General features: G+C 61.9%; 12 protein-coding genes. 6 read left to right on the top strand and 6 right to left on the bottom strand.

Annotated features, from left to right (window positions below; genetic code table 11):
* Positions 1-221: 221 nt before the first annotated feature.
* Entirely contained in the window at positions 222-1,028 is an 807-nt protein-coding gene (locus B015_RS0108145; protein WP_018427191.1) for a MipA/OmpV family protein, read from the bottom strand.
* Between the two features lie 212 nt (positions 1,029-1,240).
* Between B015_RS0108145 and B015_RS0108140 the strand changes: the two genes are divergently transcribed.
* Positions 1,241-1,798, top strand: a complete 558-nt coding sequence (locus B015_RS0108140) for an HdeD family acid-resistance protein (protein WP_051091897.1) — start codon at positions 1,241-1,243, stop codon at positions 1,796-1,798.
* On the opposite strand, the gene B015_RS0108135 is transcribed toward B015_RS0108140, so the two are convergent.
* Entirely contained in the window at positions 1,795-2,778 is a 984-nt protein-coding gene (locus B015_RS0108135; RefSeq protein ID WP_018427189.1) for a bifunctional riboflavin kinase/FAD synthetase, read from the bottom strand. The two genes, B015_RS0108140 and B015_RS0108135, sit on opposite strands and share 4 nt — an antisense overlap.
* An 8-nt stretch (positions 2,779-2,786) precedes the next feature.
* A complete protein-coding gene (locus tag B015_RS0108130; RefSeq protein ID WP_018427188.1) occupies positions 2,787-3,647 on the bottom strand; it encodes a TIGR01459 family HAD-type hydrolase in 861 nt (286 codons plus the stop codon).
* Between the two features lie 266 nt (positions 3,648-3,913).
* Between B015_RS0108130 and B015_RS0108125 the strand changes: the two genes are divergently transcribed.
* Positions 3,914-5,782 carry a TadE/TadG family type IV pilus assembly protein gene (locus B015_RS0108125; protein ID WP_018427187.1) on the top strand — a complete coding sequence of 623 codons (1,869 nt, stop codon included), beginning with the start codon at positions 3,914-3,916 and terminating at the stop codon, positions 5,780-5,782.
* A gap of 72 nt (positions 5,783-5,854) precedes the next feature.
* Here the strand turns inward: B015_RS0108125 and B015_RS0108120 are convergent, their stop codons facing one another.
* From B015_RS0108120 to B015_RS0108110, 3 genes are all read right to left on the bottom strand, one after another.
* Positions 5,855-7,393, bottom strand: coding sequence for a DHA2 family efflux MFS transporter permease subunit (locus B015_RS0108120; RefSeq protein WP_018427186.1), 1,539 nt, complete (start codon positions 7,391-7,393; stop codon positions 5,855-5,857).
* A 113-nt stretch (positions 7,394-7,506) separates the two neighbouring features.
* Complete coding sequence (locus B015_RS0108115; protein ID WP_018427185.1) at positions 7,507-8,652, bottom strand: HlyD family secretion protein; 1,146 nt, start codon at positions 8,650-8,652, stop codon at positions 7,507-7,509.
* Positions 8,649-9,119, bottom strand: coding sequence for a MarR family transcriptional regulator (locus B015_RS0108110; protein ID WP_026227020.1), 471 nt, complete (start codon positions 9,117-9,119; stop codon positions 8,649-8,651). Before B015_RS0108110 ends, B015_RS0108115 begins: the two co-directional genes overlap by 4 nt.
* Before the next feature lie 112 nt (positions 9,120-9,231).
* Here B015_RS0108110 and B015_RS0108105 point away from each other — a divergent pair, with 112 nt between their 5' ends.
* The 4 genes from B015_RS0108105 (at position 9,232) to B015_RS30620 (ending at position 12,907) form a co-directional block, all read left to right on the top strand.
* Positions 9,232-9,897 (top strand): DsbA family protein, encoded by a 666-nt coding sequence (locus B015_RS0108105; protein ID WP_018427183.1) that lies wholly within the window; start codon positions 9,232-9,234, stop codon positions 9,895-9,897.
* Positions 9,898-10,061: 164 nt separating this feature from the next.
* Positions 10,062-10,358: a co-chaperone GroES gene (groES, locus tag B015_RS0108100; RefSeq protein WP_018427182.1), complete on the top strand. Its 297-nt coding sequence runs from the start codon at positions 10,062-10,064 to the stop codon at positions 10,356-10,358.
* Between the two features lie 72 nt (positions 10,359-10,430).
* A complete protein-coding gene (groL, locus tag B015_RS0108095; protein WP_018427181.1) occupies positions 10,431-12,083 on the top strand; it encodes a chaperonin GroEL in 1,653 nt (550 codons plus the stop codon).
* A gap of 281 nt (positions 12,084-12,364) precedes the next feature.
* Entirely contained in the window at positions 12,365-12,907 is a 543-nt protein-coding gene (locus tag B015_RS30620; protein WP_018427180.1) for a DUF805 domain-containing protein, read from the top strand.
* The last annotated feature ends 30 nt before the right edge of the window (positions 12,908-12,937 follow it).

Raw genomic sequence — 12,937 nt, 5'->3', positions numbered from 1 at the left:
GCCTTGCCCGGCAATCTTGCCACGGGCTCAAACTGTCATGATCTGGAAAATGGCGCCATGCGGCGCACAAGCAAAGTCGTCCCGGACTTGCGGACGCGTCAACGCGCCCGGAAGGCCGGGCCCGTAATTCGTATGGCAATCGCGAAGACGGGCGCCAGAAATCTCATGGCCGCGCTTTTAGCGGAGGCGAGGCGCGGAATAAAGCGTCTAATTCGCCGAAATCAAAGGTTGAAGTCGAAGCGGTAGCTTGTCGACACGCCGATGGTCAGCTGATCGCGCGAGCCGCGCTCCTTGACGATGGAAGAATCGGCAGCAGGCCCCATCAGCCGCGCATATTCACCGAACAAGCTGGCCGTGATGTTGTCGGTCGCTTTCCAGGTAATCGCGCCGCCGACGCCAGCCGACCTCATGCCGCCGCCAGGCTTGTATTCGCTGAGCCCGGAATCGACTGCTTCCTGCGCATTGACGCCATAATAGGCGTCGAAATAATCCGCCGTGGCGAAGGACGCGCGCGGGCCACCGGAAACACGGATGGCCGGTGTCACGTCATGGAAGGCGTCGACCGAAATGTCGGCAACGACGCCGTTGTGCGAGCGGATCCCGTGGCGCACCTCGGCGCGGGCGCGCATCCAGTCGGTGGGATAGAATTCGAAGAAACCGCCGACCTCACCGCCCCACTTGACGTCATGCAGGCCCTGCAACTCGTCCTTGGCGTCGCGGCCGAAGATGATCTTACCGCTCAGGCCGGCGCGGATGCCGCCATCGTCGATCAAGGAGAGTGAGATGTTGTCGTTGCGCGAGGAGAAACGTGTCTCGCTGCCGGCCTTGCCGAGCGAGATGATGGGCACGGCACTCAGCATGTATTTCTTCGAGCCTTCGAAGCTCGGGGCAACCATGCCGGTGGCGCCGACAGTGAGATACCAGTCGCCCTTCATCCAGCCGAAAGCGCCGCCCTCGCCTGCCGACGCAGGAACAGCAGACAAGGCAAGCACGGAGGCTGCCGCCGAAATACGAGCGAAAGTAACCATCACAACCCCGCGTACACGAAACATATCAGTCAGGACACCCCCGGGTTTGGCGCAAGTTCGGTAAAATTTGATTTAAATTCTTGATCTGGCGCAAGGTTTGGCCGGTTGCAAACGCATGAGAATGCTGGACGGACTCAACTGCCGGTACTAGCGTTCATGCGTGGCTTGCGGCCATGCATAGATGACAGGCAACTTTTGAAGGAGAAGGACCGATGGCAATTTCCGATCAAATGCCCGGCGGCGACGTCGCTGCGTTGCGCTCCAAATGGGGCTGGTTCGTCCTGTTGGGCGTTGCACTCCTGGTGCTCGGCGTGATTGCCGCCGGCAACCTTCTGGTAGCGACGGCAGCTTCGATCTTCTTCGTCGGAACGATGATGATCATTGGCGGCATCGTCGAGATCGTCCACGCCTTTGGCGTGAAGGGCTGGGGCACCTTCTTCTGGTGGCTGCTCAGCGGCATCCTGTATGTCGTTGCCGGTTACCTGGCCTTCGCCAACCCGGTGCTTGCGGCAGGCGTCATGACGCTCTTCCTCGCCATCAGCCTGATTGCATCCGGGCTCGTGCGCATCTGGATCGGCTTCAGCGGACGTGGCGTCGAGGGCTGGGGCTGGGTCATCGCCGGCGGCATCATCACCGTGCTTGCCGGCCTGATCATCGCCAGCGGCTGGCCGGTCAACAGCCTGTGGATCCTTGGCCTGTTCCTGGCCATCGACCTGATCTTCCAGGGCGTGACCTATATCGGCTTCGGCTTCGGCCTGAGGCGCACCTAGAAGGCGATGGCCTGATCCAGTTCCGAGAGAGGGCGCACGGCAGACAACAGCGCCCTCGCCTCGGCCTCGTCCAGCTTCATCTGGGCGACCAGCGGGTCGAGGCCATCGAATTTGATCTCGCCCCTGAGGTAACCGAAGAACGACACCGAGGCGATCTCGCCATAGAGATCGCCGGAGAAATCGAAGACGAAGGTTTCGAGCAGCGGCGCGAGATTGTCGCCGACCGTGGGACGGCGGCCGAAGCTCGCCACGCCGTCATGAAGCGTGCCGTCGGCACGGCGAAAACGGACGGCATAGATGCCCTCTTTCAGCGTGGTCTCCGGCGAAAGCTGCATGTTGGCGGTCGGAAAGCCCAGCGTGCGGCCGAGCTGCGCGCCGCCAACCACCTCGGCCTCGACCGTATAGCGGTAGCCGAGCAAGCCCGCAGCCTCCGCCGCCTCGCCCTGGGTCAGCAATTCACGTATGCGGCTCGACGAGACGATCTCGGCGCCTTCGTCGCGGAAAGCATCGACCAGCGTCACGCCAAAGCCGTGGCGCTCTCCCGATTCCATCAGGAAGGCCGGGCCGCCCTGACGGTTCTTGCCGAAATGGAAATCGAAACCGGTGACGACATGGCTGATGCCGAGCTGGTCCTGCAATATGGCCGTAACGAAATCCTCGGCCGACTGGCTCGAAAACGCGCGCGTGAACGGCCGTTCGATGACGCCGTCGAAGCCAAGCGCCTCGATGAGGCGCGCCTTCACATGCGGCGGCGTCAGCACAAACAGCGGAACGTTGGGGCGGAACACTTTTCGCGGATGCGGCTCGAAGGTAAGCACCAGCGCCGGAACGCCCCGGCGACGTGCTTCTTCAAGGGCGCGCTCCAGCACGGCCTGATGGCCGCGGTGGATACCGTCGAAATTGCCGATGGCAACGACCCCGCCGCGCAGCCGCGCCGGGACCGGTTCCTCGCCAGAAACGCGCAGAAAAGCCTCTGCCATCTTGCTGCCTAACGAAGCCTCGGAATGGTGGCAACCGGCGCGTAGCCGTGCTTGTCGAGGAAGGCCGCAAGCCGCGCCGGATCGGGATCGTGCGGCTCGCCATAGTCGCGGGCGTGGATACCGCCTGACACGTAGAGGACGTCGATACCATTTTCGGCGGCGCCCTTGACGTCGGTCACCATGCCGTCGCCGATGGCGAGTGCCTCGGCCTTGGCCACTTCGCGACCGAGCACTTCACCGGCGGCCTGGAGTGCTGCTTCGTAGATCGGGCGGTGCGGCTTGCCGGAGACAAGCGTGCGTCCGCCGAGCTGGCCATAATCGCGAGCGAGCGCGCCGGCGCACCAGATCAGCTGATGGCCGCGCTCGACGACGATATCGGGGTTGGCGCAGATGAAAGGCAGATCGCGGGCGCGCAGGCGGCGCAGCATTTCCGCATAGTCGTCAGGCGTCTCGATCTCGTCGTCGAACAGGCCGGTGCAGACCACCGCAGACGCCTCGAATTCCTCGACCAATTCGACGTCGAGTCCGTCATAGAGCGCATAATCGCGCTCGGGGCCGATATGGAACACCTTACGCGGGCCGGAACGTATCAGGTCACGGGTCACGTCACCCGATGTCACGACCCTGTCCCAGGCTGTTTCAGGAACACCGAGATTGGCAAGCTGTGCGATCACGCCGTCGCGCGGACGCGGAGCGTTGGTGATCAGGATCACGGCCACGCCCTTGTCTCGGGCCGCAGCAAGGGCGGCGGCCGCCTCCGGGAAGGCGCTGACGCCATTGTGGATCACGCCCCAGACGTCGCAGAGCAAGGCTCTGTAGCCGCCAGTGAGTGCCTCAAGCGACGCGATTGATTGCGGCATACCCGCCATGGCCAGTCCTTCGATCCATCCCCTAGGGAAAGCCAGGTCGAGCGACCGGGCAGCCCGGAATTATCCGAACCCTGCGCGCCTGTCACGAGCTTTCGCCCGCATCTTGCTACGGCCGGTCTGGGCATCAGTGGCATAACGGCTCGCAGGTCCTGGCATCGATTGGTTATCGCCATGCTAATCCAAGCGCCGCATTTTGCGTCATTTAAGGAACCGCAAATTTAACGTTTCCATGGAATTGTCCGGAGCTTGTGCTTGGGGACTATCTGATGATCCGCAAATTCCTGAAGGACACGCGTGGCAACTACGCGATCATGACCGTTGCTGCCATGGTGCCGATCATGGGAGCGCTGGCGCTCGCCATCGACTATGCGGAGATGTCGCGACAGCGTGAGATCACGCGCAACGCGCTCGATGCCGCGGGCATCGCAACCGCGCGACAACTGATCGGCGGGGCGACTGACGATCAGCTCAAGGCTTATGCGCTCGATTTTTTCAAGATCAACCTGAACGGCATCGACCCAAACAAGACCACACTCACCGTGACGCTACCAAACAACAGTGCTGGCGGCGGTACGCTCAAGCTTGAAGCCAATCTGAAATACGACCCGTATTTCCTCCCCGCAGCGGCCGCGCTGATCGGAAAGGAAAGCGCCTCCTCACAGCTGAATTTTACAGCTATGTCGGAGATTCGCCTCAAGAACACCCTGGAGGTCGCGCTCGTTCTCGATAACTCCGGTTCGATGGACTACACCGGCACGGGCACCGGCAAGAAGCGCATGGCCCTGCTTCAGCAGGCGGCGACGCAGCTCGTGGACAACATGTCCAAGCAGGCCGAGCAAATGAAGCAGATCGAAAAACCGGTTCAGTTCGCTATCGTGCCATTTGCAGCGTCGGTGAACGTCGGCCCGGCCAATGTCAAAGAAACATGGCTGGACCAAAACGGCGTATCGCCGGTCCATTACGAAAACTTCGACGTCGCCAACACCATCACGCTTTCAGCGACAAAAGAGATCAAGCTCGTCGGTTCCACGCTCAAGAAAGTCGGCACTGGCTGGGGCGCCGCCAATGGCGCGCCATTCACCCGATTTTCGCTGTATGAAGACATGCAGGTCTACGCCAACTCCGGCAAGACCCAGACCAAACAGTTCACGAGCTGGGGTGGTTGCGTCGAATCGCGGCCAGCGCCCTACAACTCACTCGACACAACGCCAACGTCATCGAAGCCGGAAACCTATTTCGTACCGATGTTTGCGCCCGACGAATGGGACACGACCAAGAGCGGCAGCAAGTCCTACAACGCCCTCAACAATTGGTGGCCTGACATTGGCAACTCCAGCACGTTCACGACGACGAACGCGCCAACCCGTCTGCGGGACGTCTCGAAGTACTATACAAACGTTCAAAGCTACGGGACGACTGCGCCCCTCGACAGCGGGCCGCACTACAGCTGCAGCACACAGCCAATCACGCCATTGACCGACGTTTCCAAATCGGCCGGCCTTACCGCGATCAAGGCGGCCATCGCTGCCATGGTACCCGATGGCGCCACCAACGTGCCGGAAGGGCTCGCCTGGGGTTGGCGCGTGCTGTCGAGCAACCTGCCCTTCACCGGCGGCAGGCCGGAGACCGAGAGAGGCAATGACAAGATTGTCATCGTGCTGACCGACGGCGCCAACACTTACTACCCTCAAACCTATTTCAACGTAACGGACCTGGGCAACGTAAAGTCGAGCTACTCCGCCTACGGGTATGCGGGCCAGAAGCTGCCGGGCGGAAACGATCCCAGACTGTTCATGGATCAGCCGCAGGGCTTCGACAAAACGGCGCACACCACCGACAACTATACGCTCGCCATGAACAACCACATGGCTGCGACCTGCACCAACGCCAAGTCGGCAGGCATCATCATCATGACCGTTGCCCTCGATCTCGATCCGAAGGTCGGGACAACGGCAGAGAAAAAAGCGACCCAGTCGCAGATCGATGGGCTGACCACATGCGCATCGGATTCGCGGACCCGCCGCGACGCAAACGGCAAGCCGGTGAAGCTGTTCTTCAACACGACGTCGGGCGATCTGGTCGACACGTTCAAGAAGATCGCCGACGAATTGTCCAACCTGCGCATCGTCAGCTGACGCACCCAATACGGCCACCAAGAAAAAAGGCGCCCGGTGGGCGCCTTTTTCATTTCACACAAGCCTCGGCAATCAATCCATATGCGCCGCTGGCGCACCACCCGTCACCTGCGCCTTCGGCTTGCGCAGCAGGAATGCCAACGGGATGGCGCAGAGGGTGACGATCATCATCAGCTTGAAGTCGTCGACATAGGAGATCATCAGCGACTGGATGTTGACCAGCCCGTCGATCTGGGTGAGCGCCGTAGGGTCGCCCGCAGCCGCAGCCGGAGACAGAGCCGTCAAATTCGGGTTGAACGGCGTGATGTTGGCCGACAGCTCGGCATGGTTGATCTGGATGTTGCGCGACAGCACAACCGAGACGATGGAAATGCCGATCGACGAACCGATGTTGCGGACGAGGCTGAACAGGCTCGCGGCATCGGTGCGGTATTGCGGCGCGAGCGTCGCAAAGGCGATCGTCGACAGCGGCACGAACACGAGGCCAAGGCCGATACCCTGAATGACGCCGGTCGAGATGATAAGGAAGGCATCCATCTGGGGGGTGAACCCGGTCATGTAGTATAGCGAGGTCGCGGTGAAGGCGAGCCCGGTCACGACAAGGATACGTGCGTCAACGATGCGGACCAGGCGCCCCACCATCAGCATCGAGATCATGGTGCCGACGCCGCGCGGCGCCATCACCAGGCCTGTGGTGATGGTCGGATAGCCGTAAATGCGCGCCAGCATGGGCGGCAGCAGCGCAAGGCTCGCAAGCAGGATCACGCCGATCACGAAGATGAACACCAGGCCGGTCGCAAAATTGCGGTCGGTGAAGATCTTCGGGTCGATGAAGGTGTTCTTCGACGTCGCCATATGGACGATGAAGATCCAGAAGCCGGTGATCGACAGGCCGAGTTCGATCCAGATTTCGACCGACGAGAACCAGTCGACTTCGGCGCCTCGATCGAGCATCAACTGCAGCGCGCCGACACCCAGAGACAGCATGGCGAAGCCGAAGAAATCGAAGCCGCGCAGGCGCTTGGCCACGGCCGGCAGATAGACGGCAGAGCCCAGGAAGGCGGCGATGCCGACCGGCAGGTTGATGAAGAAAACCCAACGCCAGTTGAAGCTCTCAGTCAGCCAGCCGCCGAGGGTCGGGCCGATGATGGGGCCGACCATGATGCCGGCGCCCCACATGGCCATGGCCTGGCCGTGGCGTTCCTTGGGGTTGATGTTGAGAAGGAAGGTCTGGCTCAACGGCACGATCGAGGCACCGAACACGCCCTGGAGCAGGCGGAACAGCACCATGGACTCGAGATTCCAGGCAACGCCGCACATCATCGAGGTGATGGTGAAGCCGGTCACTGAGACCAGAAACAGCTGCTTGGCGCCGAAACGGTCGGCCAGCCAGCCGGTCAGCGGCGTCATGATGGCCGCCGCCACGATGTAGGACGTCAGCACCCAGTTGATGGTGTCCTGCGAGGCGCCGAGATCGCCTACCATCGACGGCAGGGCGACGTTTGCGATGGTGGTGTCGAGCACCTGCATGACCGTCGCCAGCATGATGGCGATGGTGATCAGGCCGCGATGCGGCACCTCGGTGAAGGACTTGTCGGCTGGTTGGCTCATGCGAGCGACCTTGAACTAACGGGGTCGTCAGACGGCGACCGGACCATCAAAATTCCAGCACGGCCGCAAAACGGCCGGGGCTGTCAACAAACTCAGCTGGCGCAGCCTTTGCTTTACTCGGCGGCGGCCGCGTGCCCGAAGACCGAGCCGAAACCGCGCGACACCCCGGTGTCGATCGACACGGTAGCGCTCATGCCGGTGCGCAGCGCGATATCGGCATCAGCAGTCTCGACCTTGACGCGCACCGGGATACGCTGTGTCACCTTGACCCAGTTACCGGTGGCGTTCTGGGCCGGCAGCAGCGAGAACTCGGCACCGGTGCCGGCACCAATGGCCTGGACCGTGCCGTGGAAGGTGCGGTCGGGATAGGTATCGAGCACGATCTCGGCCTTCTGGCCGGGCTTCATGTTGGTGAGCTGGGTTTCCTTGAAATTGGCCTCGACCCAGGTGTCGCCAGTTTCGACCAGGCTGAACAGCGGGGTGCCGACACCGACGAACTGGCCGACCTTGAACGAAGCCGCCTGGGAGACCGTGCCGTCGGCAGGCGCACGCACCGTCGTCTGGGCCAGGTTGTAGGCAGCCTTGTCGCGCGCGGCCTGCGCCGACAAGACCGTTGGATGCTGGTCGGTTGCGATGTCGGGGTTACCGCCAAGCGCGGCCTTGGCGCTGGCAATACCCTGAACGGCTGCGCTGTGCTGTTCCTTGGCCTTGTCGAGGTCCATGCGTGCCTCGTCCAGCGACGACTTGGTGTTGACGCCCTTGGCGACAAGGTCGTTGCTGCGGTCGAACTGCGACTGCGCATAGTCGAGACCGCTGGCGGCAACGCGTTCCTGGGCAACGGCCTGGCTGTAGGCAGCGCGCAGCTGTTCGACATTGAGCCGCGCTGCGGCCAGCGCCGCGTCGGACTGTGCAAGGGCAATCTGGTAGGGCTGCGGGTCGACCTCGAACAGCACATCGCCGGCCTTGACCAGCGTGTTGTCGGTCACGTCGACCTTGACGATGCGCCCGGCAGCCTCAGAGGCGATGCTCACCCTGGCCTGCCGCAGATTGGCGTTCTCGGTTTCCTGGTAGCGTCCGCCGGTGACCCAGTAATAGCCGCCGCCGACCACCAGCGCGAGCGGCAGCGCCGCCATCAGCACGAAGCGGCCACGCTTCTTGGGCGCGGGCGCAGGGGCAGCGATCGCAGGCTGCGGCTGGCTCGCCGGGCTTTCCAGTTCGACCTTGGCGCTGTTGTCGTTCACTTTCGCCACCGCGTTCATTTCTTCGCCTCTCTCAAATTGTTCGGCTCGGCCGCCTCGCCGGCGGAAAGGTTTTCGACGATGGTCCGCAAGCCATGAACTGTCGCCAGGCGCTCTTCGGTCGAAAGCCCGGCAAGTGCCCGTTCGTAGACTTCACCAGCAACCGCCCTGACCTCGGCAAACACGGCGCGCGTCTTCTCTGTCGGGAAGATCATGCGCACCCGCCTGTCGGCAGCACCCTGCCGGCGCTCGATCCAGCCGCCCTCTTCCATCCGGTCCAGCAACCGCGAAACGCTGATCGGCTCGATTTCAAGGAGCTCGGCAAGACGCGCCTGCGCCACGCCCTCTTCCTTGATCAGCCTGACCAGCAACCGCCACTGCGCCGCCGACAGCCCATATTCGCTGCCACGCTGCTCGAAGCAGCGCCGCATCAGCCGCGCTGCGTCGTGAATGAGGAAGCCCAGCCTTTCGATACCTTCGTTTTTCATGAGCGGCATATATTATAAGCATGCTTATCATTCAAGCACCCATTTTGCAGTGCAGTATGCCAGGACGATCACAATGTCGTGCCAATCTCAGGCGATTAGGGCAGCGTTAAACATGCGCGGCGAAAGTCGGGAAAAGGCTGCATCGATGTCAGAAGCACAGCGACCGCAAAACGGGCTGCCGAACCGTCGCCTGCTGCTGCAGGCGGCCGCGGGCTTCGGACTGCTCGCCGCGTGGCCTTCCCAGGCTGCGATCATGCCCACGGTCGATGAAGTGGCCTTCGACCCCGACCTGCCGGCGCTCGGAAATCCCGACGGCGATGTGACCGTCGTCGAGTTCGTCGACTACCAGTGCCCCTATTGCAAGCTCTGCTATATCGAGCTGCTGAAGGTCATGGACGAGGACAAGCAAATCCGGCTGGTGATGCGCGACTGGCCGATCTTCGGCGACACATCGCGCAATGCAGCATTGCTGGCGCTGGCGTCCCACGGCCAGGGGCGCTATGCGCAGGCCGTGCACTCACTGCTTACCAATCAGGACCGGCTCAGCGATCGTCGGACTACAGACCTTCTTGCCGGCGCAGGTATCGACGTGAACAGCGCACGCGGCGATCTCGAAGCCAGGCGACATCAGCTCGAAGCCCTGATAGATCGCAGCAACGCCCAAGCCACCGCGCTCCAGCTTCGCGGCACGCCCGGCTTCCTCGTCGGCAAGGCGCTCTACCGGCGCGGCATGACGGCGGACGACTTCCGCAAGGCGATCGCCCAGGCTCGGGCATAATTTCCCACGAAAATCCGCCTGTCGCGTAACTGTCGTTCCCTTGACAGTAAAAGGGCGAAAGACTATCTCACCGGCACGTTAGCACTCGCCCGAAGTGAGTGCTAACCAAGTCCGGCCAGGCCGGACCGAGGAACTCTCTCACTTGTTCACCGAGGACATTTCAAATGGCAAAGTCGAAGTTCCGCCCGCTTCATGACCGTGTGGTCGTTCGTCGGGTCGAATCCGAATCCAAGACCGCCGGCGGGATCATCATCCCCGATACGGCCAAGGAAAAGCCGCAGGAAGGCGAAATCGTCGCCGTCGGCTCTGGCGCTCGCGACGAAGCCGGCAAGCTGGTTCCGCTTGATGTCAAGGCTGGTGACCGCGTGCTGTTCGGCAAGTGGTCGGGCACCGAAGTGAAGCTCAATGGCGAAGACCTTCTGATCATGAAGGAATCCGACATCATGGGCATCATCGGCTAATCGCCACCCCATCCGCACCATCCAATCTGAAATTCGGGCTGCGTTTATCCAAAGCCCATCGAGGAGCTTAAAATGGCTGCCAAAGACGTAAAGTTCTCCCGTGACGCCCGCGAGCGCATGCTGCGCGGTGTCAACATCCTCGCCGACGCGGTGAAGGTGACCCTCGGCCCGAAGGGCCGCAACGTCGTCATCGACAAGTCGTTCGGCGCCCCGCGCATCACCAAGGACGGCGTCACCGTCGCCAAGGAAATCGAGCTTGAAGACAAGTTCGAGAACATGGGCGCGCAGATGGTCCGCGAAGTTGCTTCGAAGACCAACGACATCGCCGGCGACGGCACCACGACCGCTACCGTTCTGGCCCAGGCCATCGTTCAGGAAGGCCACAAGGCCGTTGCCGCCGGCATGAACCCGATGGACCTGAAGCGCGGCATCGACCTGGCTGTTGCCGAAGTCGTCACCCACCTCGTCAAGAGCTCGAAGAAGATCAAGACTTCGGAAGAAGTCGCTCAGGTCGGCACCATCTCGGCCAACGGCGAGAAGGAAATCGGCTCGATGATCGCGGAAGCGATGCAGAAGGTCGGCAATGAAGGCGTCATCACGGTTGAAGAAGCCAAGACCGCCGAGACCGAGCTCGAAGTCGTCGAAGGCATGCAGTTCGACCGCGGCTACCTGTCGCCCTACTTCGTCACCAACCCGGACAAGATGGTTGCCGAGCTGGAAGACGCCTACATCCTTCTCCACGAGAAGAAGCTCTCCAACCTCCAGGCCATGCTGCCGGTTCTCGAAGCCGTCGTGCAGACCTCCAAGCCGCTGCTCATCATCTCGGAAGACGTCGAAGGCGAGGCTCTGGCCACGCTCGTCGTCAACAAGCTGCGTGGCGGCCTGAAGATCGCTGCCGTCAAGGCTCCGGGCTTCGGCGATCGCCGCAAGGCCATGCTGGAAGACATCGCCATCCTGACCGGTGGCCAGGTCATCTCGGAAGACCTCGGCATCAAGCTCGAGAACGTCGGCCTCAACATGCTCGGCCGCGCCAAGAAGGTGTCGATCTCCAAGGAGAACACCACCATCGTCGACGGCGCCGGCAAGAAGGCCGAGATCCAGGGCCGCGTTGCCCAGATCAAGCAGCAGATCGAAGAGACCACGTCGGACTACGACAAGGAGAAGCTGCAGGAACGTCTCGCCAAGCTGGCAGGCGGCGTTGCCGTCATCCGCGTCGGCGGTGCGACCGAGATCGAAGTCAAGGAGCGCAAGGACCGCGTCGATGACGCCCTGAACGCGACCCGCGCTGCGGTTGAAGAAGGCATCGTTCCCGGTGGTGGCGTGGCCCTGCTGCGTTCGTCGCTCGCCATCAAGTCTGTCGGCGAAAACTCCGACCAGGTCGCCGGCATCAACATCGTCCGTCGCGCTCTGCAGGCTCCGGCCCGCCAGATCGCTTCGAACGCTGGCGCTGAAGCCTCGATCGTTGCCGGCAAGATCCTCGAGAACAAGACGGCTACGTTCGGCTACAACGCCCAGACCGGCGAATACGGCGACATGATCGCTTTCGGTATCGTCGATCCGGTCAAGGTTGTCCGCACGGCTCTGCAGGACGCTGCTTCGGTCGCTGGCCTGCTGGTCACCACCGAGGCCATGATCGCCGAAGCCCCGAAGAAGGACACCGCCGGCGGCATGCCGGGCGGTATGCCTGGCGGCGGCATGGGCGGCATGGGCGGCATGGACTTCTAAGAAGTCCATAAAGCACGCTCATGATCTAAGATTGCTCAAGCCCGCGAGCGGGCTTGAGTGGCGGCATGGACTTCTAAGAAGTCCTGTTTCCAGAAGCATACGGAAAGGGCGCCTTGGGCGCCCTTTTTGTTTGGCGGCAGGCTCAGCGCACGATTGTTCTTCGAACATTAACCGCAACGACAATAGTCAACAGAACGCGACGCCTTACATACTTCTGTCGAAACGAGCTCTTTACCAAACCTCAGCTTACTTGAGCCACTTGCAAGCAAAGGGCTCTCGTCATGAACTTGCTCTTCGGTTTTTCAGGACGCATCGGCCGCGCGCAATGGTGGCTGGCACAGTTGGCCATAGCCTTGATACTGGGCCTCGGAGCGGGCGTCGTCTATGTGATTGCGATCAATGGCGCACCACTGCCGAACCCCGATCCGCGGAAGCTGACCGGCGAATTGGGCAGCGTGTTGCTGGTCGTCCTTGCAGCCATCGGTCTTGCCCTCTGGGTCAACCTGGCATCGACGGTGAAACGCTTCCACGATCGAGACAAGTCCGGTTTCTGGTGCCTGATCTTCCTGATTCCTTATATCGGCGCGATCTGGCAGATCGTCGAATGCGGATGTCTTCCGGGCAGCCGCGGATCGAACAACTATGGCCCGCCAAATGGACCGGGCCTCGACACTATCCTTGGCGATCTTGAAAACGCTGTGCACGCGCAGCATCGGCGCGCCGAGAGACCGCAAACGGTTCCGCTCGCCCCTGCCCCGCAGGCCAGCATGGCTCAACCAAGACGCGCGGCACCTTCCGGCTTTGGACGACGCGGCCTGTCCTGACGCCTGCACAGCGTAATTGACGGCAGGCTT

It is taken from the genome of Hoeflea sp. 108, assembly GCF_000372965.1.
GTDB lineage: Bacteria > Pseudomonadota > Alphaproteobacteria > Rhizobiales > Rhizobiaceae > Aminobacter.
This window is presented reverse-complemented; position numbering and strand designations above follow the sequence as displayed.